The organism is Paenibacillus taichungensis (assembly GCF_047302525.1).
Classification (GTDB): domain Bacteria; phylum Bacillota; class Bacilli; order Paenibacillales; family Paenibacillaceae; genus Paenibacillus; species Paenibacillus taichungensis_B.
Genome location: NZ_CP168020.1, coordinates 6,913,684 through 6,939,193, shown reverse-complemented (window position 1 = coordinate 6,939,193; position 25,510 = coordinate 6,913,684). Strand labels below are relative to the sequence as shown.

At 47.2% G+C, this 25,510-nt stretch carries 16 protein-coding genes; 6 read left to right on the top strand and 10 right to left on the bottom strand.

The genetic code is table 11. The features are described from left to right. Positions 1–472 precede the first annotated feature (472 nt). The 9 genes from ACDJ58_RS31295 to ACDJ58_RS31255 form a co-directional block, all read right to left on the bottom strand. A complete protein-coding gene (locus ACDJ58_RS31295) occupies positions 473–1,018 on the bottom strand; it encodes an N-acetyltransferase family protein (protein WP_413374517.1) in 546 nt (181 codons plus the stop codon). A 50-nt stretch (positions 1,019–1,068) separates the two neighbouring features. Beyond that, positions 1,069–2,673 carry a response regulator gene (locus ACDJ58_RS31290; protein WP_413374516.1) on the bottom strand — a complete coding sequence of 535 codons (1,605 nt, stop codon included), beginning with the start codon at positions 2,671–2,673 and terminating at the stop codon, positions 1,069–1,071. Beyond that, a complete protein-coding gene (locus ACDJ58_RS31285; RefSeq protein ID WP_413374515.1) occupies positions 2,670–4,673 on the bottom strand; it encodes a cache domain-containing sensor histidine kinase in 2,004 nt (667 codons plus the stop codon). Before ACDJ58_RS31285 ends, ACDJ58_RS31290 begins: the two co-directional genes overlap by 4 nt. 25 nt (positions 4,674–4,698) lie before the next feature. Next, entirely contained in the window at positions 4,699–5,547 is an 849-nt protein-coding gene (locus ACDJ58_RS31280) for a carbohydrate ABC transporter permease (RefSeq protein ID WP_413374514.1), read from the bottom strand. Beyond that, positions 5,544–6,494, bottom strand: coding sequence for a carbohydrate ABC transporter permease (locus tag ACDJ58_RS31275; RefSeq protein WP_413374513.1), 951 nt, complete (start codon positions 6,492–6,494; stop codon positions 5,544–5,546). Before ACDJ58_RS31275 ends, ACDJ58_RS31280 begins: the two co-directional genes overlap by 4 nt. Before the next feature lie 46 nt (positions 6,495–6,540). Further along, positions 6,541–7,875 (bottom strand): ABC transporter substrate-binding protein, encoded by a 1,335-nt coding sequence (locus tag ACDJ58_RS31270; RefSeq protein ID WP_413374512.1) that lies wholly within the window; start codon positions 7,873–7,875, stop codon positions 6,541–6,543. A 278-nt stretch (positions 7,876–8,153) separates the two neighbouring features. Beyond that, positions 8,154–10,460: a glycoside hydrolase family 88/105 protein gene (locus ACDJ58_RS31265; RefSeq protein WP_413374511.1), complete on the bottom strand. Its 2,307-nt coding sequence runs from the start codon at positions 10,458–10,460 to the stop codon at positions 8,154–8,156. Positions 10,461–10,715: 255 nt separating this feature from the next. Then, positions 10,716–12,293, bottom strand: coding sequence for an S-layer homology domain-containing protein (locus ACDJ58_RS31260; protein ID WP_413374510.1), 1,578 nt, complete (start codon positions 12,291–12,293; stop codon positions 10,716–10,718). Between the two features lie 267 nt (positions 12,294–12,560). Then, entirely contained in the window at positions 12,561–13,379 is an 819-nt protein-coding gene (locus tag ACDJ58_RS31255) for an endonuclease/exonuclease/phosphatase family protein (protein WP_413374509.1), read from the bottom strand. 281 nt (positions 13,380–13,660) lie between these two features. Here ACDJ58_RS31255 and ACDJ58_RS31250 point away from each other — a divergent pair, with 281 nt between their 5' ends. Continuing rightward, positions 13,661–15,427, top strand: coding sequence for an SWIM zinc finger family protein (locus ACDJ58_RS31250; RefSeq protein ID WP_413374508.1), 1,767 nt, complete (start codon positions 13,661–13,663; stop codon positions 15,425–15,427). 5 nt (positions 15,428–15,432) lie between these two features. Next, on the top strand, positions 15,433–18,444 hold the full coding sequence (locus ACDJ58_RS31245; RefSeq protein WP_413379903.1) for a DEAD/DEAH box helicase: 3,012 nt from the start codon (positions 15,433–15,435) through the stop codon (positions 18,442–18,444). A 104-nt stretch (positions 18,445–18,548) separates the two neighbouring features. Here the strand turns inward: ACDJ58_RS31245 and ACDJ58_RS31240 are convergent, their stop codons facing one another. Then, a complete protein-coding gene (locus ACDJ58_RS31240; RefSeq protein WP_413374507.1) occupies positions 18,549–19,019 on the bottom strand; it encodes a hypothetical protein in 471 nt (156 codons plus the stop codon). A 305-nt stretch (positions 19,020–19,324) separates the two neighbouring features. Here ACDJ58_RS31240 and udk point away from each other — a divergent pair, with 305 nt between their 5' ends. The 4 genes from udk (at position 19,325) to ACDJ58_RS31220 (ending at position 25,450) form a co-directional block, all read left to right on the top strand. Beyond that, on the top strand, positions 19,325–19,957 hold the full coding sequence (gene udk / locus ACDJ58_RS31235; RefSeq protein WP_413374506.1) for a uridine kinase: 633 nt from the start codon (positions 19,325–19,327) through the stop codon (positions 19,955–19,957). A 176-nt stretch (positions 19,958–20,133) separates the two neighbouring features. Further along, positions 20,134–20,463, top strand: a complete 330-nt coding sequence (gene csaA / locus ACDJ58_RS31230) for a chaperone CsaA (protein WP_413374505.1) — start codon at positions 20,134–20,136, stop codon at positions 20,461–20,463. A gap of 332 nt (positions 20,464–20,795) precedes the next feature. Beyond that, complete coding sequence (locus ACDJ58_RS31225) at positions 20,796–22,073, top strand: S-layer homology domain-containing protein (RefSeq protein WP_413374504.1); 1,278 nt, start codon at positions 20,796–20,798, stop codon at positions 22,071–22,073. 440 nt (positions 22,074–22,513) lie between these two features. Further along, positions 22,514–25,450 carry a DUF5704 domain-containing protein gene (locus tag ACDJ58_RS31220; RefSeq protein WP_413374503.1) on the top strand — a complete coding sequence of 979 codons (2,937 nt, stop codon included), beginning with the start codon at positions 22,514–22,516 and terminating at the stop codon, positions 25,448–25,450. The last annotated feature ends 60 nt before the right edge of the window (positions 25,451–25,510 follow it).

The following is a 25,510-nucleotide window of genomic DNA, read 5'->3' as shown; positions in this document are numbered from 1 at the left end:
GACTTAGAATATACCATGTACAAAAACAAAATGCAACCCTTAATTAATTTTTTTATCTCCGTTTGATGAGGACAATAGACCCGTTATGTTCCCCTTCTTATCATAATCAATCACTGTCTTGCAATCAGACCCCATCTGCTACACTCAATAGATATGACAATGTTAAGTATCATTAACTTATAGAGAAAGGGTAATAGTTAATGTTCATAGTAAACTGAGATTCTATTCGTTTTGAAGAAACAATATTTAGTAGCTCAAGAGATACTTAGTCTTGTATCGCACATATCTATTAGCCTCTATAACAATATATGAAATCAGATTTTAAGAAACTACATCTAATAGATATTAACTCTCTCCATGAGAGAGAAGTAGTTACTCGTGTATCTGTTCTTTCATATAAAAGAATAGTTATTGAATAATAAAAGGAGTGGCGTATATTGCTAGCCAACCTATCACCACCACCTTCTCCCCCTCAGCCCCTGAACCTTCCCATCATAACTGTATCGTAATACCGACCGTCCGCGTGTCGTCGATCCTTTTTCACAGTCCCCTCTATCTCGAAGCCCATTCTTTTGTAAAGATCCATCGCTTTATCGTTCGTCCCCACCACGTTCAAGGTCATCTTCTCAATTCCATTCGTGTCTGCCCAATCTATTGATAGTTCGAGTAGTTTCTTGCCGATCCCGTATCCCCAGAACTCTTTCGCTACACAAACGCCAAATTCAACCTTATGAGAAAATCGCTTTAGATCAACACCTTCACACCTGGAATACCCGACGATTTGTTCCTTTACAATAGTAACGAGAAACAGGTTTCTCTCTTTCTCCGAGTCCAACCGGATTATTTGTTCAAACCCCGCTGGATCAATAAAGCCTTCACCTTGCTCACGATCCATATACTCGGTTTCTCCATCCATCTGTAAACGAAGTGAAGACAATGCCTCAGCATCCTTTTCCATTGCGGACCTAATTGAATAGGTCAATCCTTTTACATTAAACTCCTGTTGATTGATGATCATACGTTGTAATCCGTCCAATCTATTTTATTTTGCTTACCCTATTGATGGCTCTACCCCACCTCAGACGGACTCTTGCCCGTAAGCATCTTGAACACCTGACTGAAATACGTCGCGTTGCGGAACCCAGTCATTTCACTAACCTCGTAGACCATGTAATGCCCTGACTGTAATAGCTCCAACGCACGTTGAATCCGATACCCATTTACATAACTCACAAAGTTCTCTCCGGTCACCCTCTTGAACAGCTGACTCAAATATTTGGGGTGTACAAACAGTCCCTTGGCAATGGCTTCAAAACTAATCTCTTCAGCATAATGCATTTCAACGTACTGTTTTACCTGCTCCACTAATTTATTGCTTTTTTTCTCGCCCATTTCTTTACGTATCTGTTCCATCCAGTTTCGAATAATACCATCCATCCAGCATATCAGATCCTGCATCCCGTATTTCGATTGAATTTCCCGCAAAAAATGGCTCATAGCGAGCGGTGGTGCCAGCATGGGATAATGTCGGTTCCAACTATGAATTAAGGTGTCGAATAGGCTCACGGCCACAACTTGCACATCCTGAATACTGGTACCACCCCCTTCGTCCAGCAGATTGCGAAGGTGAGCCCATATCTCCTCAGCCAGATCAGTCCTCATATCTGCCCATGACTCACTCCATTGTCGCAGCAATAGCGAGTAATCCGTTGCGCTCGGGGTTAAAGCATCTGATGAATCATATTGATATACACGACTCCCGCCCTGAAACTCTGCTTTCTCCAGCGCCTCCCTACTCTCCAGATAGGAGTCCATAACTTCGCATAAGTGACCTTTGGACGTTCCAATACCTGCGCTCATTTCGATCTTGAGGTACGTAAAAATCTGATCAATCATCCGTTCAACAATTGACTCAAATTGTTCTAGCGGGTCCTTCTCGTCAAATAGAAGCAGCACAAACACCTGATCCGAGTAATCCACGATCTCCACCTGCCAGTCGTTTATTTGCGTAGTCTGCTCTTTGACGGTCTCCTGAATAATATCTGCTGCCCCGTACCTTAACAGCTGCCAGTCCCGTTCTTTCATCCTTGTCAGAAATGCAGGCCGATACAACTGCAGACTGATGGCACGCACTTGAGAGGGTATGCGAATACCCACATAATCCATACGCTCCGCAGGTAACTCCTCTTCCCGGTAGCGTGTGGTTAACAACTCGTGGAGAAACAATTTGCGAAGATAAGGAACCACCCGCCCAATCTCCTGTTTGTACGTCCGCTCCAGCTGCTCACGCCGCTCACGCACATCCTCTTCCAGTAGCACCTCACGCAGAACAGACTCAATCTCCTCCACTTCCGCAGGCTTTAGCAAAAAATGATTCACGCCCCAGCGCATGGCCGCCCGGGCATTCTCAAATTCGTCATATCCGCTAAGAATGATGATCGGCAGATGGGGATGGTCCCGCCGCAACGCCTGCGTGACCTCAAGTCCTGTCATTCCTGGCAAATAGACGTCCGTCATCACAAGATCGGGGCGCAGCCGATGGAACAGCTCCAGTGCGTCCAAACCATTGGAAGCCGTTCCTGCAATGCGGAGGCCAATGGATGGCCAATCAATATGGTCGGTCAATGCTTTTACAATATGCGGGTCATCGTCTACGAGCATAATGGTTTTCACAAATTTTCACCGCCCAGCCATAAGTTTAATTGTTCTTCCGTCTCAATACGCGGCAGCATAATGGTCACTTCTACTCCGCCCAATTCACCTGCACATATATCAACGCCATACCCAGTGCCACAATACAGTTGAATGCGTTGATGTACATTTCGTATACCAATGCCAGTCGTCTCCTCCAGCTTCCAGCCCTCAGGCAAGCCCTGTCCATTATCTTTTATGCAAATGATGATTTTGGGTGCGTGTGCAAAAATTCTGGGCGGACGATAATCCATAGAGTGGCTGCCTAATCCGGATGAATCAGTTGAGTCGGTGATAATGCCGGTTGAGGATCCCTCCACACCAGGTGGATCGTTGCTCTCCGATTCCCGCATATCCACCTGTATGCGAAGTTGTCCTTCCTTCGGATGCCCATGCATGACCGCATTCTCGATAAAGGGCTGCAAAATGATTTTGGGAATGTAACAGCCTCGCACTCTCGGATCAATCTGTTCCTGATAATCAATAGAGAACGGCAGCCGCTCCGACTGAATGCTAACGTAACAACGAGCATGCTCCAACTCATCCCGTACCCGGATGAATAGTCTGCCACCGCTCAATCCGATACGCAGCAGTTTGCTGAGTTGTACAATCATGCGGCTGATGTCCTTGGCCTCATAATCGAGAGCACGCCAGTGGATCATGTCGAGTGTGTTGTAAAGAAAATGCGGTTTGATTTGCGCCTCCAGTAAACCGGTCTGTGCTTCACGCTTCGCTCGGCTCTCTTCCTTGACCTGCTCCATCAACTCCGTCAATTGTGATGCCATATGGTTGAATCCATACGCCAAATGGGCATATTCCTCGGTAAACGAAAGCTGAACCCGGGTATTAAAATCCCCCTTCTCCAGTTGCCTCATCCGCTTGATCAGCTGACGTAAAGGACGAACAATCCGCCAAACGAACAGATACGCAAGTACCGCCGAACATAGTAACCCTAGCACAGCTATTCCAAGGACCTGCCATCCGGCCTGCCTTACAGGAGATAATAGTTTGTGAACAGGGATGGTCTGTACCAGTCGCCACTGAAGCATGGCAGGTCTTGAATACAGAACAAGCTGCGCTCCACCAGGCTTGCCGGAAACCACTTCAAATCCGTCCTCCCCACGTTCAACATGCTCCTGAATCCATGCACTATCGACGACTGGTTCGCTTTCCCCAGCAGCAGCGAAATTAGCAGATACATTAATAGAAGAAAAAAATTTTGAGGCTCCATTAATTGAGCTCGAATCCTCACCAGAATTCACCTCTAAATTGTCATCGCCCATCTGCATGACGACGTTGCCTGCGGTATCCACCAACAGCACCTGTCCATCCAGCACCATCGGCATATCCGCAAATCTGCGTACAATGTCCGCGCGACTCAGGCGGATGAGCACGTAGGCTACCGTCCCACCCCGGCTGTCAAAGATTCGCTGGGCGTATCCGATAAGCGATTGGCCTGATTCATTTTCCCGAAGAGGTACCCAAGCCGCATCCGCCTGCTCCAGTGCAGCAAACCATGAATCACTGACAATCGTATCCACTGGATAAATGCGATCGGCCATCGTGACAGTGACACCGTTGAAAGCATCCGTATACAGCTCCACCGAGGTAATACCTTCACTGACTACCAGCGTATGATCCAATATTTTGGATAACTCACGCCGTTGGTGGATCTGTGTCAGCCTTCCCGTCCCCTTCGTTTCCAGCAGATTCGACAGTTCACGGTTGCTAGCTAAAGAATAAGCCGTGCCTGTCACACCTGTAATAAAATCAAACCCTCGGCGTGTACTCTCATTCAGTAGAGCAAGTCGTGCTTTGCTGATCTCGGTAAACGTGACGGCAGAGAACGACTGGTATGCCAGCCAGACAATAACCGAGACGAGCAGCAGGTTAAATGCAATAAAGCAAGTCACCATCAACGTGGAGAGCTTGCTTTGTTGCAGCTTATGAGTTAGGAATAACGATAATCTTCGTTTCCGCATGGAATCAACTCGTTTCGTCTTGGAATTACCCTTTGAGCCCAGAGGTTGCGATTCCTTCTACGAAATACTTTTGACACACGATAAATACGATAAAACAAGGCACCAGAGACAGCACTGACATTGCAAACATTGGGCCCCAATCGGATTGGGAACTGGAATCGAGGAACAGGCGCAAGCCCAGCGGCACCGTATATTTGCTGACATCACTCAGATAGATCAACTGGCTGAAGAAATCGTCCCATGTCCACAAAAAGGTAAAGATCATCGTCGTCACCAGCGCTGGAAAGGCCAGCGGAATGATAATTTTGGTGTAAATTCGTACAGGACCACATCCATCAATCGTAGCCGCTTCATCCAACTCTTTGGGCAATCCCCGGAAGAACTGGACCATTAGGAAAATGAAGAAGGCATCGGTCGCCAGCCATTTCGGCACTACCAGCGGCAGATACGTATTCACCCATTCCAGATGGTTAAACAGAATATATTGAGGGATCAGCGTCACATGGTGTGGCAGCATGATCGTCATCAGCATTAAGCCAAAGCAAATCGCTTTGAACCGAAAATTCAATCTGGCAAAGGCATATGCCGCCATCGAGCAAGAGATGACATTGCCAAGCACAGCGCCCAGCGACAGGACGACCGAGTTGGTCAGAAAACGGGAGAAGGGATTGCCCTGAATCCCCGTCCAACCATTGATGTAATTTTGCCAATTCCATTCTTGCGGCCAGAACCAGGTTTCGGTGAAAATCATATGTCCCGGTTTGAATGAACTGCCCAGCATCCAGAGCACCGGGTACAGCATGACAAAGGCAATGACCGAGATCAGTACATGTTTGGCGACTACCCACGTAGCAGAGTTTCGTTGTCCAATCATGATTTTCCACCATCCTCATAGTGCACCCACAGCTTACTGCTGCGGAATACCAGCAATGTAAAGACACCGATCAGGATCACCAGCACCCAGGCCATCGCGGACGCATAACCCATCTGGAAGAACGAGAACCCTTTTTTGTACAGGTATAGAGAGTACATTAATGTTGAATTGACAGGTCCCCCGCTGCCGTTACTGATGACAAAAGCCTGAGTAAATGACTGGAAGGAGGTAATCAGCTGCATCACGAGATTGAAAAAGATAACCGGTGACAGAATCGGCAGTGTGATATAAAAGAATCTCCGGAGTGGGCCTGCTCCATCTACGGCGGAAGCTTCGTCATACTCAGGTGGAATCTGCTTCAAGCCTGCCAGGAAAATAATCATTGACGATCCGAACTGCCATACCGACAACAGTACGATCGAATACAGGGCATATTTCGGGTTGGCGACCCAATCAGGTGCCTTAATGCCGATCATGGCAAGTACCCCATTGAGCAGTCCGTCACCGCCCAGCATTTTGCGCCACAGCATCGCAATCGCGACACTGCCCCCAAGCAGGGTTGGGATGTAATACACCGTACGGTAAATGCCAAGCCCGCGAATGCCCTTGTTCAACAGCATTGCCACCAGCAGGGCAAAAATTAGCTTGATTGGTACGGATACGGCGACATACGTAAATGTGACTTTGAGCGATTGGATAAACAGTTTATCCGATGTAAACATCGTGGTGTAGTTATCCAGACCGACCCAGGAAGGGGCGGCCAGGATACTGTAGTCGGTGAACGAAATGTATAAGGAAACGAGCATCGGCCCAAGAGTCAGGAACAATAAACCAACCAGCCATGGGGCCAGGAAAAGAAGCGCTGCTCCATTATGGGCATATCTCCGTTTCACCCGCCGGGCTGTCACACGCTCGGTTTGTGCTTGACCAACCTGTGTTGTACTCATCTTCGCAACCTCCCCGCGGAATATGAAGTCTGGAACCGTTCAAGTGTTATTGACTTGATGCAAGTGTCGCCTTGGCCCCTTCAATGAACTGGGCAATCACATCCGGTGTGTTGTCTTGACCAAAGGCGATCTGCTCGCTTGCACTCTTGAAGCTGGTATCCACTTCGGAAAATCCTTGCGGGTATGGCGGATCAATTTCACTGGAGTTTTTCGATACCACATCGATAAATTGGAAGATAGCTTGCTCCGCTTCTGGCAGTGTAGGCTGCATCTTCTCACGGATGCTGGCATTGACGGGTACTCCGCGTTCCGAGCCTAGAATGGCGGTAGCTTCGGGATCATTTACCATGAAGTCGATAAACATCGCCACTTCCTTCGGATGTTTCGTTTTGGCATAACCGGACAGGAACTGGCCTGCTTTCAGGTATTCACCGATTTGCTTTTCACCCACACCGTGCGGAAGTACTTGTATTCCAAGCTTATGATCCTGGTTTTTGTTCACCTGCTGGAACGTAAGTAATTGGTTAGACCAGGCAAAATCCATGGCAGCTGTACCAAGCGAGATCGGGCGTGTCTCCAGTGCATTCGTAGTGGAAGCCGTCACTTCTGCAGAGGTAGCACCCCCGTTCTCACGAAGCGCCCCCCACATGTCAAACCATTGCTGAAGCTCCTCGCTGGTCGCTGTCAATGTCCCGCCATCAAATAGTCCCTTGCCTGTTTGCCGGATAAATACCTCAAACATGTTGGTGGTTCCCGATACATCCGCCGAACCGTAGAAACCGTCACCCTTCTCTGCTGCAATCTTGGCAGCTACGTCACTAAAATCCTTCCACGTCCAGCTTTCCTGCGGCTCCTCGATCCCGAGCTCCTTGAATACGGTGGCATCATAGATGACACCTGGCGCATTTACACCCAATGTAATGGCGTATAATTTATCGTCAATCGATCCGGCTTTGAGCATACTCTTGTCATGGTCCTCTGTGCGCAGCTCTTTGCTCTCTGCGTATGGGGTCAGGTCAAGCAATGCACCACGTCGGGCAAAGTCGGTTAGAAAAGCGTAATCCATCTGTATGATATCCGGTGCATTTGAACCGGCTACCTGTGTGGTCAGCTTGTCAAAGTATCCGTCCCAACCGGAATATTCCGGCTTGATGGTAATGCCAGGGTGCTTCTCTTCAAATAGCTTAATCACTTTGGTGGTGAGATCATGGCGAGTCTGTGATCCCCACCAGGTCATACGAAGTTCAATTTTGCCGGAAGTGTCCCCTTCTTCTCCTTCATTGGTCGAAGCAGACGGTGCTGATGATCCTCCGGAACAGGCTGTAGCGAACACTAACAGGGATAGGCAGAACAGGGTTACCCACTTTTTGGTATTCAACATGAATGAATTTCCTCCCCTTTTGCTTTTATGGAATCGCTTACAAAAACTATTGTAACGGCCTATGGCTGCTCATGACATAAACAAAAGTAAGCTTTCCTGTCAAAAAAGTAAGGGGTTGGGACAAATGTCCATTCATTTAAGATCGATATTCGTAGTGATTAAATAACCACCTGGAATGATGCTCCCGGTGGTTATTCATATATACAGCATTCTTTGTGCAGCGCACCATGCTTCGCTCCATCTCAACGTTGGTCACCCACATGTGATTAATGAAACGTTCAAGTAGATATGGATTGCGTCACAGCAGTTGATGACACCTTAGGCTGGGCCAGATGTTTCTTCATCTTCGCCACTTCAGTTCCTGCCAGCATCATAATGCCAATACCGTGATTGTCATTCGTTACCGTGAGCAGATCCTTATTATAATATTCTGCGGTAAAGGCATATCTCGAGCCACTGCATACACCATGTACATTGCCCTGACGGTCAATCGCTTTACGAGTTAATCCGTTCCATGCCCGCTCAGCCGCTTCAATGTAACGGGCAGGTTGATATAACCAACCAAAACGTACTCCCCGTGCAAAACCATAAGCAAACATCGCTGTACAGGAGGCTTCCTGGTATGTTTCCGAATCATTCAATACCTGATGCCACAATCCGCCCTCTCCTTGCAGAGCTGCATATCCTTCACACAATTCATTGAAGAAGGCAATTAAAGCCGGGCGCTCCGGGTGCTCTGTCGGCAAAGCTTCCAATACCTCAGACAGCGAAAAGAGCGTCCATCCATTACCCCGTCCCCACGGAATCTGTGTCGCCTGTCCATATTTGAAATCGTATACGTGGGACATGATCTTGAATTCAGGCATATACAGATACTTCCGATACAATAAAAATTGTCTGGCGGCTTCGTCCAGTGCTGAATTATTCCCCGTCAGTCGGGAATACCGTACAAGAAACGGTGTGCTCATATAAAGGTCGTCTGCCCACATCGTATTCTCGGCAAATTCACCGATACACTCACGGTAAAATGCACCGTCCTCCTGTCGTTCCAACCGAGTCAGCATAAAATCTGCAATCCGTTCGGCAATCGGCAAGAACGTCGGCTCCTGACATTCGGAATAGGCCTCCAGCATCGCGGAGCCAAAGGAGCCGCAGTTATCCAGCATTTTCATCATAACCAGCTGCTGGTTAACCGCTGGGAAACCATACTGCTCCCGATCCCATAATGAGTACTCATCCATACGGGTACACGCCTGCACATGTTCTGACGCATAACGCGTAATGTCAGGCCGCTGCAAATAACGTCCAGTCTGCAACAGACCATACACGGTGACACCTAAAGGATAGTCCCAGCGACCATAGTTGGTTAAACTGCCTACGGTCCATTTGTTACTGAGCATTGCATTTTCATAATAAGGACGTATCCACGCATCCGGTCTGTCCAGTCGCCAATATATGCGTTCCTTCCGTGCCTGTTGGCTTCCCGTTTCTTCCGGGTTATCGTTCAATACACTTCCTTTAAAAACCCGATCTATACGCATTAGATCCTGCAAATCAGGTTCGACGTCCTCCGATTCAAAAGGTCCTAGATATAACCATGATTCTCCGGAAGCTCCGTGCACACGTTGGGGAAGCTCCAGTTCCAGTTGCTCTCCATTCACCGTTGCGTTTATTACAAAATTCCATGGCTCAGCCGTATCGCTACATTCACTGCGAATCAACAGGTCATTCCGTCCAAAAGATGCGGGTATGTTCACCTCGAACGGACCCGCTTCCTTCAATTGCACCGCCGATACGCCGTTCAGCCATATATTCAGTGGCCCGGAAGATTGACCAGACAAACGGATCGGGCATTCGCTTGAATCTCTGTTGATCAACCGTGTCCACGTATAGACTCGCTGACCAGGAAGATGTCCGTACATTCTCTCCAGGGTCGGGTGCGTCTGCTTTTCCTCTGACCATTGCGTATCAGGCAGCCACTCCAGTCTGTGATCCTCTTCTAACCCGAGCAAATTCCATTCTGGATGACTGTCCTCCGAACTTACTGGTTTGGAATATACCCATCCGGCCTGTCCCTGTCTCTCCTGGAAAGGAGCGAGCACATTCAGAATGCGCACTTTCCCCTCGTCCGAGCCAAACTGGCATCCAAAGCCCGCAGGTGTATACTTCATCTCCAGCAACAACGTATTCCATCCCGGCTTAATGTCGATTCCCAGTTTCACAGTCGCGTCCAGGTTGATCTCTTCCATTACCGTGGAGCGATATACCAATTGTTCGTTAAAATAGAAACGAATCGGTCCATAACAGCGGATCAGCACATCCAGATTTCTATCTTCATCCCCCCATACCAGCGCTGCGGCATAGGAAATCTGACCTTTATGTGCATCAGGGAAGCGTTTACTCAAATTCAGATCATAAAGCCCCTTCTCATTTTGCAAAATACCAGACTTCTGAAATACCCGATATACAAAATCAGCCTGCGCGTTGGCGCCGATATACCTCTCTGCCAGCACCTTCAACACCTGATCCTGATCTTCTCCGAATCGATAATACATGCTCTGCGGTTCACTGAAATATGTTGTCATTGAATGCCCACATTCCTCTCCCGATGGAATACATAGGTATAGCGCTTAACCTTTGTGAGAAAATCCCTTCTTACCGAAAGGTGATGATCTCGTTTATCTCTGGAACAGCCGAATAATAAACCAAGTATAACTGACCCGCTTCCCGGTGGCTACAGATTTTTGTTTACGCTTACAAATAAATAATTGTATTTTCAGTCTGACGATAAGACAAAACAACGGACTACATAGTTGTAGTCCGTCCCATGTATATTAAAATTATCCGAAGATGTCAAATTTAACGAATAGCTTCTCTGTTTCTTCATATACAGATTTGGCTAATCCTTCGCCGTCAGCATCTACGCGAATGATTAAATCATATTGACCTCTTGTCTCATTCATCTTATTTCCCAATTGCAAAATAATAGGTGTGCCGGGTTCTACATTTACTTTAAGCTTAAGCGTATGACCATCATTACTGATCTGACTGCTATCTATTGTATAATTCTCACCATCAATTTGGTAAAAATCATCTAAGCTAAACTGGAACGCATCGGTCCAATACTCGATGGTGCCATCCACAAATTCTTCCCCTACATCGTAGTTTAGAGAAAATGGATTATTTCCATATTGAACTTGAAGATACTTTGTTTTAGAGTTGCTTGAGTCGAAGCCAAACTTACTGGAACCTATAGTCGGCACGTCTACTGGCATTTCTCCGTTTACAAGCGTAAAAGTAAATACATGCGCCGCATCTTTAGGAGACTCATTACCTGCTGAATCCTTGGCGGTAACCACAAATTTGTAGTCTCCCGGAATCAAATTTAGCAACTTTGTAAGTGCAAGAGAACCGTCAGCTTTACTTCTGGCAAGGGAAATCTCTCCACCCAGCTCTCCTTCATCCACGACTCCATTCGTATTCGCATCGGTCCATCTATAGAAAGTTACAACAGCTCCTTCTTCACTGACTGCTCCAGGATCCCCCTGAACTTGATCCCAGGTTCCGCTGTAATTATCAATAATACTAAATTTACTTATATCCACCGTTGGTGCTGTTGTATCCGCAGGCACAGATGGACTCGTACTTCCGCCACCACTTCCATTCGATGAGGACCCGCCATTATTCGAACTGGTAGATGGAGTCGGAGTAGGCACGGGCGTTAGTGTTACCTCTGGTGTTGGCGTCGGCACTGGTTCAGGTTGCGGATCTGGTTGCGGATCTGGTGTTTCCTTTATCGTTTGCAGCAATCGGGAAGCCGTCAGTGCCGCAGCTTGACGATCGGCTTGCAACACGGGTTTAAACATGTTGTTTTGATCACCGATAATGTATCCAGCTTCGAGCGCCGCTCCAACCGCATCTTTTGCATATTCCCAGATGGTTGCACTATCCTTGAACGTTAACGAAGCAGCTTTGCACGTTACGTCTGTTCCCTTCGCTCTCATCAGGGTTACGACCATATCCTGTCTGGATAATGTCTGACCGCTCCCAAATTTCCCGCTTCCCATGCCTTTAAATATACCTGCTTGATATACCGCTTCAACAGAAGCATACGCATAGCTGGTCACAGGTATATCTATAAATGTCGGATTGGATGGGACGTTATTGGTTACATCCAGCTTTAACGTCTTGGCAATCAGGATGGCAAAATCCTGTCTGGTGATCATACCAGACGGATTAAATCGACCATCACTGAATCCGGCAATAATTCCTTCGTTTTGCAACTCTACAATGGCATCCTTGGCGTAGGAGTTATCGATATCGGTAAATGATACTGCGGCGTTAGCCTGTGTCGTCCACAAAGGTGTTGTCAACAAGGACGCCGCGAGAATCGAGCTGATGAAATGATTTTTTTTCAAAAGAATGCTCCTCCAGTATGAAGTAAGTTCGTGTCATTCCAACGCAAAATCCAATCGAGGATCTTCCTTAAATAATATGGACATGTACGATAATGCACATTATATAGAGAGGCTCTGAACCGATTCTGAACAAATCGCCTTATTTCGACAACGTGGGGAGCAAAGGTTTAAAAATAAAAAGCCTCCCACTGCACTTTCCTTATAAGGAAGTGAGCGGAGGCTTTCGTTTTATTTTGATAAAAAATTGTGTACAAGGCTGACCAACTATTAAATTTCCACAGCTACGCCGTAATGGTCAGAGACCAAAGGGCCGTTCTTTCCGTTGAGAACTACCGTCGAAGACTTCGCCTGTACCGGACGATTCGAGAAAATATAATCAATACGCAGATCGCGTTTGTTATCCGCCCAGCCGGCAATGGCTTTGACCACGGTTGCACCGTCATCCTTTTGCACAGCTGTCGTGTACAGGTCATTCCAGCCCTTGCTCATCATATAATCGTAGCCTTCCCCACGTACTTCTGCGACATTATTGAAATCCCCCATAATATACAGCGGCTGATCCATATATGGAGCAAGCTTGCTCTCGGTCAGTTCCCACTGACCCTTGAAAGGTTCTTGTTCATCATCCCACCAGTTATAGTGTCCATTCACAAACCAGGTTGCTTCACCTTGGATGGCCGTCTGTATACCTACAATTTTGCGTGTCCGGTAGTTGTCGTAATCCCGCATGTGGGATACATACTCTCCAAAAGCCTTTGTGATCGGCGTCCGGCTAAGGATGGCCAGCCCTTCATCGTATTTTTGGAAACCGACATGGGCCGGAATCCATGTCCAGTAATAAGTCTCGGTCAGTTGCGTAAGTAGAACGTAAGCGTAGTTGTCTTTTTTGATCACAGCATCCGATTCCGTGACAAAGTAATGTTTCAGTTCCTCCGCAGACAGCGCTGCTTCTTGCATCGATTGATTAACCTCCTGCATGGAGATCACATCAAATTGGTGTGTATTGATAAAATCAGCCAGCTGACTGATCTTGTTCAGTTGGTCTTCTTCTGCCCAAGCGTGCGTATTTAACGTAAGTATTTTCATATGCTCTCTCCTGTTGTTTGAAATTAAGCCGAATCCCGGCCTGCATCGTTCCTGAAAGGAATACATACGATAAGCATACACAAGACGAGCCTATTATGCATGGTTTATGGTAAAAAATAGAGATCTATACTCTTGGGTTTCACCTATCAAAAAGTCCCATCCAAGTTCTCAGAACCGATGCACGGAGCACACGATAACTGATATGATAGATACATGAAATGTACACCATTACGTCAAGACGTAGTGATTACTGAACCTATGATTTCCCAGGAGATGGATTGATGAACATACCTAATGACATGAACATGGATGATGCGCAGTGGCAACAGCTGATCAGGCAGGTCGCTGAACATTTTAACAACCTGACGATCATGCGAGGATTCCAATATTATAAACAGAAACGCGTCGGACCATTAACCTACACCGAACAAAACGGAATTTTGGCTGAAGTACAAGGCTCCGATGATTATGAGGTAACCCTGAGCTTGCAATCGTTAAACACCAGTCACTGTACCTGTCCGGTTGGTTCTCATTGCAAACATATGATAGCCGTTCTAATGAGTTATGCGGAGCAACTGGGCCGACCCGTACACGGCATTGTGAACGCCCACTCCAGTACGGCACTGAAACAGGCTCCAAAACCTGCTGCTATAGCGACTTCAGGACGTTCGGATTACGCAGCGCACGAAGAGGATCTCACCATCCCTGATAACCAGTATAGCCAGATCAAGGAACGTGCAACGGAGCTTGTAGAACTTGAGATAACGGAATGGCATGAGCTGTTTCGGGCATGCCTGAAACGACTGGGGACAGGCACGCCAAGTACATCGTATGTGCAGGCCGCAGCGGACGAGCTCTATTCCATCAAACCTAAGCTGTCCACTGGCATGGACCAGTTATTTGAGCTGCATGTTCAGTTGTACCTGATTCGCTTCTGTGTGCCTGGCCGCAATTCAACCACACATACACCTGTGTACCTGAGCTATCCTGCTCAACTTGCCGTGGATGCGCTCCAGAAAGGGTTGGAACAGATCTTTAGCCATCCGTTGGATCTCTCTGGTCTGAAGAGCGCGAAGCTTGAACAACTTTGGAAAAGGCTTGAAGAGACCTCGGCATATCTGCGTACGCAGATGATATCCGAGACAGCCAGCATGATGTTCTTCACCCCGATTTATCGACAGCTTTGGTTAAACTGGATCGTGCCCCATCTTCAGGAAAACCGAAAAACGCTGGAGTCAGAGCTGGCGTTTCTACAGGAAATGGAGAACGGACTGACTGCTGCTTCCAAACCCGTCAAACCTGGTGAGAGCGTGCTGAGCGTAGCGAATCTGACGGAAAACGGGAGCGGTGCGCCGATTAAGTCTGTCACTCTGCCCTTGCCGCTGGTATTGGCGCAGAGCTGGATGTATTTCCATTTGGGACAAGATGAACAGGCTTGGCAGCGATTAATCAGCGGAAGCTCGGTATATGGTATCCCTCCAGAGCATCTGCTGCATTTTCTTCACGTACTTGCAGATTCTTCTGATTGGAAAAGGCTGGGTGAGTGGTTAGTGCAGCTCGGACCTCTGCTCGCGAACCGACGGAACTCCCCTTTGAATGATTACATGCAGTTGTGGGACATGGCCATTCATCATCTGCCTGATGTAGAAAACCGCATGTGGGACACACTGGTTAGCATGCTGCCTCATTCCCGACCAGCTTATGAAGAAGCGATGCATTCCCGGGGACAGTGGCGGCGGTGGATTGATTTTCAACTGAGCACGGAGACAGAGCCGCTTGAATTCCGGGTAGCTGTGCTACAGCCGATTGAAAAGGATGCACCCGAGTTGCTATTGCCTTTTTATCATCAGGCTGTGGATCGCTATATCGGACACAAAAACAGGGACGGATACAAAGCAGCAGTGAAACTGTTGAAGCGATTGTCCAAAATTTATAAAAAATTGAAGCAGGAAGAGCACTGGGAGCAGTTTATCACCACATTGGCCGTTCGAAATAGCCGACTGCGCGCCCTACAGGAAGAGCTTCGGAAAGGTAAGTTGATCTCATGAGCCTAATGCACCCTTACACCGAAACGATTGAAGTCCATGTTGCATTGACAGGATACGGGGATGCCTTGTTTTATGGAGCGCTGAACACCCATCACTTTGTATCGGGACAATCCCTCAAGCAGCGATTATTTGCTTGGCATGCCCCTTCCTTCTACGGCACAGAACTGGAAACAAGACAGATCGAAGAGATTGAACTGGTCGTCCTGCCTGCGGAAGAAGTTATTCCTTTCTTCAGCAAAATGCACACCCTACTACACATTGAATGGAAATGGGACGAGCAGGCAGAGCATTTGATCCGGCTGGCCCCGGTACTCGCAGCATCGATTGAAAATCGTAAATACATCCCTAGCTTCACCGCATTTCGTACCGGACAACTGCAATGGACCTGGGACCCGGAAAGCTTGAAAAAGCAGGATCGAACGGCTCTTGGCAAAGCCCTGGAACAAACGGATGAGAGCTATGCCGAAGGACTGAGTGCTGCCTATTCGGCTTCCGTGTTCCAGCGATGGTACAGCACGGAGGAAGCTGCCACCGATCTGCGGCGCGAGTTTCCCCAGTTGTTTCCACAAAGCGGAACGGCTCCGCAAACGGCCGGCATGGATGCCCAATCCTGGCTCGTGTCCATCGGCTGGAAAGCAGACGCAGCACCATTCCGTCCGCTCCTGCAATTACTGGAGCCGGAGGAGGATGAACCGGCTTGGCGGCTACGGCTGGTATTGCAAAACAAACTCGATGCAGCTGTACTGGTTCCCGTGCGGCTGGATTCACGTGGCCGGCTGGAAGGTGAATGGCCGGACGTGTGGACGCCGTTCATCCTTGATCGTTCGGCAGGATGGCTGGAGCAGCTGCGTGCACATCTGCCCCGAATTCGCCGCGCCATCAGCGGCAGCCGTGATGTGCTCAGTGATCCATTGGGGGATCAGGATGCATGGCTGTTCCTGACACAAGACAGCGGACGACTGCTCGAAGCTGGCTGGCAAGTGCTGCTTCCGGGTTGGTGGGAAGCTGCCCGCAAGAAGAAACCCAAGCTGCGTGCCAAGGTAAAACCGGAGGAAGGCAGTGAACGGGGACAGTCGTTCTTTGGACTGGACTCGATCATTCATTTTGACTGGCGTATTGCGATTGGGGATACGGATCTCAGCGAGGAAGAATTCGCTGATCTCGTGGCCCGTAATGAACGGCTGGTCCGCTTCCGTGGAGAATGGGTTCCCCTTGATCCGGCCTTGCTTGAGCAGATTCGCCGGGCCATGGGCGGTGTGGATCAGGAACAGGGGCTGTCCTTTCAGGATATTCTGCACCTGCATCTGCTGCATAATGAGCAGCGAGAATATCGCAACCAGAAACGCAAGGAAGGACAGGAAGAGGAAGAAGAACCACAATCCAACGAGAACATTCGACTTGAGGTGGAACTGAACGAGCACCTGAACCGGGTAATTGCACAGCTTGGCGGTGGGCAAGGCGGCGCTCCTTCCCTGCCTATTCCGGAAGGATTGCATGCTGAGCTGCGTTCTTATCAAAAGGAAGGTTTCGCATGGCTTGGATTCCTGCGTAGATTCGGTCTGGGGGCTTGTCTTGCGGATGACATGGGACTTGGGAAAACGATTCAGTTCATCACGTATTTACTACATCTCAAAGAGCATGAGCAGCGCTTGCCTGGACAGGCCCCTGCCCTTCTCATCTGCCCCACTTCCGTATTGGGGAACTGGCAAAAAGAAATCAGCCGCTTCGCGCCTTCAATCAACGTCAGTTTGCATTACGGAGCAAGAAGACTGAGCGGAGAAGAGTTCCGGGAACAAGCTGAACAGGTGGATATCATCATTACATCCTATGCAACAGCTACTCTCGATCAGGAAATGCTGCAATCATATACCTGGGCATCGATCTGTCTGGATGAGGCGCAAAATATTAAGAATGCCCAAACAAAGCAGTCCATGGCGGTACGCAGTTTCCCGGCAAAACACCGTATTGCACTGACCGGTACGCCGATTGAAAATCGGTTATCTGAGCTGTGGTCGATCTATGATTTTATTAATCCCGGCTATCTGGGCAGCGCACGGGCATTCCAGACTCGCTTTATCAGTGCGATCGAGAAGGATAAGGACGAGCAACGCATGCAGGATTTGCAGCAGCTGGTGAAGCCATTCATGCTGCGCCGCAAGAAAAAAGATCCGAATATTCAACTCGATCTACCGGACAAAAATGAGATGAAAACCTACATTCACCTTACGGGTGAACAAAGTGCACTATATGACCAGTCCGTTCAGGAACTGATGGACAAAATGAAAGAGCTGGAAGGCATCAAGCGCAAAGGTGCGATTCTCTCTGCCTTAACACAGCTCAAGCAGTTGTGTGATCATCCCCTGCTGCTGACCAAAGAAGCCTTGCCGGAAACGATCTCCTCGGAAGGCTCTGTAACAGAGTATGACCTGTACAGTCCGCAGGATATGGCCATGCTGATCAGTCGCTCCGCGAAGCTGGAACGACTGATGGAACTGGTCCGCGAACTACGGGATGAGGGCGAACGGTGCCTGATTTTCACACAATACATCGGCATGGGACAGATGCTGCAACAAGTATTGAGACAGGAGTTGCAGGAACCTGTGCTATATCTGCATGGGGGTACGTCCAAGACAGGAAGGGATCGCATGATTGATGAGTTCCAGTCCCGGACGTTGCCTGCGGCAGAGCAGCCGTCGGTCTTTATTCTGTCCATCAAAGCAGGCGGCGTGGGCTTGAACCTGACCGCAGCGAATCATGTATTCCACTTTGACCGCTGGTGGAACCCTGCCGTGGAAAATCAGGCTACAGACCGCGCCTATCGGATGGGACAGACGAAGGATGTTCAGGTACACAAGTTCATCTCGCTGGGCACACTCGAAGAACGCATTGACGAGATGCTGGAGAGTAAACAGCAGCTTAGCGACAATATTATTACCAGTTCTGAAAACTGGATTACCGAGCTGTCAACGGATGAGCTGAAGGATCTGTTCACCCGGCGCCGCGACTGGTCGGGTTAACTCCAGACTGGATTGATGCAACATACGTAACCTTGTAAACAGCAGAATACAAAAAGAGCGAAGTGTCGGAAATGCATTCCGTCTTCGCTCTTTTTTTTACATTCCTAGCGCATGTTTCCGATGATAGACGATCTTGAATCCTGCATTTTCTTGATGAAATTAGTCATCACATCAAAGGCTTCATTGCGTTTGTTGGTCATAGATTGCAAACGCAGCATATCCATCTGTTGTGAATTACCTAACGCATCAATTTGGCCTTTCAGTTTTTGAGCTTGGGCAGTATCCCCGTTCTGATTAGCTACCTGCAATTGTGCGTTCAGCTCTGCAATCGCTTGATTGCGATTTTGAACTTCTTGAATTTGTGCCTGCAATTGGCTATCCAGCAATTTCGTGCGTTCTGACTGAACCATCATCAAAGCTGTTTCGATATCCGTGCTGCTCAGATCAATACTTGAGATAGAAGACGCGACCGGATTTACCACAGATGCACTTGCTGCAGAAGCAGAAGTTACAACGGATACAGCTGCGATGGCAGCAATAACTGTGGAAGAAATGACTTTGCTTGATTTTTTCATAACGTACACCTCCTTTTATATATGTAGATACCCCCAATAACTGGCATCTTTCGACATCATATATCGAAGGTCCTAGATCCTACAACCTAAAATTGCGAAGTTGAGACTAAATTGATACAGATGGATGGTTAGTTCTACAGAAAAATGTGGTAATTCCCTAAGATGAAAAAAGTGAGTTGCTGTGCTACAATAGAGGAATTGTGCATTCACAGACAGACATGTGGGTAAAGATCTTGAATCTAGCCTGATTCATCCATATTTATCCATAACCATGCTGCCATTCTAGGGAGGTTTATGGAACAATCATGCTCATTATTGGTATCGCCGGAGGAACCGGCTCCGGTAAAACGACGGTAGCTCGCTCCGTCATAGACCGTCTTGGATCGGGCAAAGTGACTTTCATATCCCAGGACAACTATTACAAAGACCAGTCGCAGCTCACCCCTGAGCAACGTCGACTCACCAATTACGATCATCCGTTTGCATTCGATAATGATCTGTTAATTGAGCATCTTACCCTGTTAAAACAAGGCCAAACGGCATATGCTCCTGTATATGACTTCACCATAGATAACCGTGCCGCCGATCAAACGGTTGAACTGGCACCGAACCATATCGTTATTGTGGAAGGACTGCATGTCCTCATCGATGAACATTTGCGCGCCCTTCTGGATATCAAGGTATTTGTCGATACGGATTCCGATGTGCGTATTCTGCGCAGAGTATTGCGGGATATGGAAGAACGCGGCCGTACGATTCAATCCGTGTACAAACAATATCTCGAAACCGTCAAACCGATGCATGATGCTTTTATCGAGCCTTCCAAAAAGTATGCAGACATCATTATTCCCGAAGGTGGACATAATGAAGTCGGCATTCAGATGTTATCCATTCTGACTGAGAAATACCTGACCGGTGAAAATTGGAATGGCGCATAATTTAACATGATGTTGCTGTATCAGGCGTTCTGCTCTGCTCACGTCTGAGTGAGACAAAAACGGGCATCACTCATACATTATCACCACTAAAATCCAGGTTGCGATTAGCGCAATCTGGATTTTTTGGTTATTTCTATTTTATAATGAACTCCATAGCTGAAAGGAGACATCACAACATGGCTACTTTTGAAGAGTTTATACAGCATGATATCCGCGTTGGTACAGTGGTGGAAGCCGAACTTTTTCCAAAGGCACGCATCCCTGCCATTAAAATGACCATCGATTTCGGTCCACTTGGCCTTAAACGTTCGAGCGCCCAAATTACGAAAAGTTATACCCCCGACATGATGGTAGGCAAGCAGGTTATTGCTGTAGTCAATTTCCCGCCGCGCCGAATTGCGGGTTTTGTATCGGAAGTACTGGTGCTTGGCGGCGTGCCTGGCGAAGGTGACGTTGTATTGTTAACGCCGGACCAGACATTACCGAACGGAACGCCGATTGCCTGATTTTTTATCATATCGCTATTCCTGTCTTTTCAAATGTTTGGAAATCGGTTATTCTTGAAGTACATTATTGAACTAAATAGGACTGACACCTTAAAGTATAAGGCTATGAATCTTCGGATTCTTGGCCTTTTTTTGCATTTTTCGAGGTTAAATGGGTCCTGAGGAGGATATCTGCACACCTGGAGTGGATGGAATTTATTGAAAAATAATGCCAAAAGCCTAGTTTTACATGGTAGAATATTGATGATTATGACAAATTTAGTATCTAGCAGTGTGAAGAAGTGGCGTACATACACAAAACAGGTAAACGAGAATCGAGAGGAGCAGTATTCATGAAAAAGATGATGATTTCCGGGGTAACCGCATTGGCATTGTTGACAGGGGGGATTGTAGGTTTGGGAGGAATCGGAAGTTCGGTAGAAGCCGCTCAGGCCACACTGAAATTCAAAGATGTCCCATCTACACACTGGGCCGCTGCGGCGATCAATTCGGCAGTCGAGCAAGGATATTTTAAAGGATATGCAGATGGAACATTCAAACCAAGCTCGCCTGTCACCAAGGCAGAAATGGCAAGTATTCTGGGGCGCCTTGCAGATCAGCCTGATGCCACCATTCAAGAACAAAACAACTTCACAGACGTACCGGACTGGGCAAAAAACGGCGTTTCCATCGCGATCCAAAAAGGATTCATAAGCCCTTCCAAATACAATGGGAAACTGGATGCGCAAGCGGCACTCCAACGTGGAGAAATGGCCTCATGGTTAACGCAAGGACTGACCGCAGTTGATCCTGAGTACAAACAAGCACTATCTGATGTAACCAACACGGTTGTGCCTGTGAAAGAGTACTTTAGAGGTAAGCTGGCAAGCTCGCAAAAAAACGCGGTTGCGGTTGCCCTGGGTACGGGATTGATGAGCGTCGCAAACGATAAAACCTTCGGTACGGATCGTACGACAACACGAGCTGAGGTTGCTGTTCTCATTGCTCGTTATGCATCCGTTGCTAAAACTAAACCAGGCGATTTTCAAGGTTTGAATGAGCTGCGCGAGGTCGGGCTGACAGGAACAAACATAAATATTATTGCGCCTAAATATAAGAAGACACCGGAGAAAAAGGTTTCACCAAACGTTGATTACAGCGAGGTTACAGACGACTTCTCGAAAGTTCGCAATAAAAATATTATTACAGACACTAAATATGCCGATCTCAAGATAAAGAATTGGATTATTGTTAATACCTTTGCGAAGGGTGCAGAAAGAAGTATTTATTATCCTGTTTTTGTGGATGAAGGATACACCCTCTTACGGGGAGCTTATTATTCTTTTGCAGAACTTGAATTGAACGTGAAAAGTACTACCATGAATGCACTTCAAGCTGGAAGTTTACTTAATTCAGCAACAATTAATCCTATGAATTCTCCAACTTCAGATGCCTTTGTTGCATATGCTGGTCCTAGTATTAATGATGTCACAAAAAATAGAGGTGTATTCGCTGTTAATAATCCAGTCTACTGGAGTAGAGGCCTTTTACATTTCGATAAAGAGATAATTTCGGATGTCAGCCTTGTGGCCAAAGAAGGTCCTACGTACAGCGTAATAGCCACAGATTAGAGGAGAGATAAGGTTTGGGGCAAAAAACATCTATTAAAAAATTGATGTTGTTCGTGCTGTCACTCGTAGTATTTGTATCATCAATAACTCAAGTCCATGCAGGTGGGGGGCCAGGAACTAAACCAGAGTTGAAAACATTCCATATGGAGCCTTCTACACCTGCGAAGTCACAAAAAAAAGTTATCCCTGTTGAAGGGAAAAGGAAAACCAATATCGGAGTCTATATATACCAAATTGATAGCCTAAGATGGAAAGTAGATGGCCAGTGCAACAACTTCGAAATAGAAAACGATCGCACAAAAAATCTTCCGGTATCTTCAACAGTCTGTGTCGATCTTAATTTGAATAAAGATGTATATATTCCGACTGAGTACTTTGATAAAGCTGGTGAAAAGCGTACTACTGCAGAAATAACTGACAAATCTAACGAGCCTCACTACATGGATAATACAGCTTACTATGAACCAGGACAACCGATTTTAGTTTCTGTTGAATCATTTACTGGTCGTAACACAAAATTCACCACGCAAATTGGTGGCGCAATTGCACCTATCAAAACTGAAGAATATAATCCACCCAAATGGAATGCTGACTATCAATTCAACACAGATTTGTATTGGAAAGGATTAGCCGAGATCACCAAAGAAATCAATCTGACAAATGGTGGACAACTTCAACTTAAAGAAAAAAAACAATTAAATGCAACAGTTAAAACCAAAACAGGTGATGGAAGCTTTGGTGCTGAAACGAATGTGAACAGTGGCAATGGTAAAACAACATGGACCTCTTCCAACCCTTCAGTGGCTACAGTAAGTTCATCTGGACTCGTTTCAGCTGAAGCTAAAGGGACAACAACTATAACAGTATTGTGGGAGAAGGATGATTTTGAGTTAACTACGACTACAGTTGTGGGTGTAGAGGAAGATCCAGGCGATGATGGTGGTAACAACGGTGGTGGCGGATCCTGTACACCAAACATCGGACCACCTTCTCAAGGAACCACGATGAACATGAGTGATTTGGATCCGAATGCGAATGGAGTAATTAAAGCAGACAATAGAGGCGCTGAAAAATCCGATGTGTTAAAAGGGATCCCTACATCTGAATCTTTGTACACCAATGCATTTGCAGACAACTACCTGTTCAAACAAGCATGGGCCAAAATGACGGGGAAAACAACGTATGATTGTAACGTTACGATAACCTATGTCAGAGAATGGACTATACCCGGCCCAGAGGTTTGTCCACCTAAAGGAGCTTGTTCCCCTGGCCCACCAATTAAAACAGGGGATAGCGTAACTCAGCCTTACAACTTCCAGATCACAAGGGACTACTCTTACTGGAAAATTAACAATCTTGAAGTGTACAAGATCGCTAAAGCAACGATGAAAAATTACGCTTTACCTGGTGAAACGGTCACGATGACGCCTTCAGGATACATACCACCCACTTTAGAGTCCAAAAATGATGAAGCTGTAGAAAGTCATGTAAAGCCGGGCCAAACGAGTGCAATCTCATATACGCCACCCAAATTAACAGGTGGTTTGAATTCACCCCCGGATGTGCCTGATGATACTTCTCGATTAAAAGGAATGGCCGAGTCAAACACACCTCAGAGTAAAGTGAATAATGACTTGGTTAAATTCAATAACACCAAGATTATGGATGATGCAGAAACAACCAAAGATGGCCCAACCCCAACGAATATTCCTAATCCAACGACCATCGGAAAGGATGTTCTGTATAAGCCTAATAACATGATCAGCAATACACTCATGAATAAAGAAAATACGACCAGTTCTGGTGAGATCCATTACGATTTAATACCAGGTAACGTAAACGGTGGTTCAAACAAAGTGTTACCGATTAATGGCATCAACACCGTTACGGTTCATACCCCTGTCGTCAACTATGCCTTAGTCTCGGATGATCAACCACACAATCAGAAGACGATTCCAGATACCACTCGTTCAGCACTGATTCTGGAACGACCATTTATCGTGCGTATTCCCACATCAGGACAGCATTTGGACGTTGCAAGTTACCCGGGTTATGGCAATCGGGACTATGCCAAATATTTTCGTATCAAGCAAGTTCGCTTCCCGTTTGATGTCTATAACGCAGACCGGAGCCAGTTTATCCCCACCAATACTTGGGTGGATATTCCGGTGAATCAGTTGGATACCACCTTTTATCTACCGGTTTGGGTGGATGAGGGAAACTACCAAGTTGAATTCCGCAATATTGCGGAGAATGCACCAGCGACATTCACTGAGCAACCGGATGCCAACACCAATCTGGCGCACCATGTCGCCTCAGATACGGTCCCTGTGGAAGTCATCGGACGCTTGTATGATTTTCACGTCACCGATATATCGGACTATAACTGGGAAAATGTATTCCGCAAGCAGCTTGGCAGCCAGGAGCCGACAGGTGTTAGCTACTGGACAGGATTAAACAGTATTGATGGTGACCCACGAGGTAACCTGGTACCGTTCGTATTGCCTATACGTCCAGGCAGCCATCCGGTACAAGGGTTCCGCAACGTGGCTGTGAAGACCGGATACCACATCAAGTTTGATCTGAAAACCAAAGGCAATATGTTTGGCAAACAGGATGGCGTTCGGATCACACCAACTTTCTATTTTGTGAGCAAAGACGGCTCTTCTAGACAGGAAGTGGATCTGTACTACCACCGAGGTCAGGAACGACTGATTCGTATCGGATCCGCCGAGGATTTGGAGAAGCGGTTTGTCGTCCTTAATTCGCGTCTGCGGAATGTACCCGGCACAGAGCTCGGCGATACCGCGCGTTACCAGTATACCTATGAACTGACAGCCGAGGAACAGAGTCAAACTACACTGGCTGATTATATGGTCCAACTGGTGGATCAGACCTCTCACCAGAAAACGTGGGTGGGACGCTATGACTGGATGATCCTGTCGGCTCCGATCCGCACATTAATTGGACCAAAGACAAACATCCCTACCGGAGTTAATGTAGACCGAGCCAATGCTGCCATTCAGCGCTGGTATGGGGAATACAGTCTTCCCGCAGATGTCTACGCCGTGCCGAAGGGAACCAATCTTGAACCTCTTGCCAGACAAAATCAGTTGGATGAAAAGGCCGCTGTATTTCTAAAGAACGGTTATATCGTGGTTAATTTCAATCTGGAGACGGTAAGGAATGGTAATACGGGTGCGCCGCATCTGCAATACATTCATGCACCACTAATGAATCAGTGGCAGATGGAGGGCTTCAGTAACATTCCTGTAGACAGCCAAGGCAAAACCCGGCCTGTAAAGGATGGCGATGTGGTCTTTTACCATGCAGATCAGTCCAGCCGGAACGATTTCCAATCCCAAGTGCCGCATTAATCATCAACAAAAGGGTTGCTTCATAAGTCATGTTCATGACTTTGCAGCAACCCTTTTGAA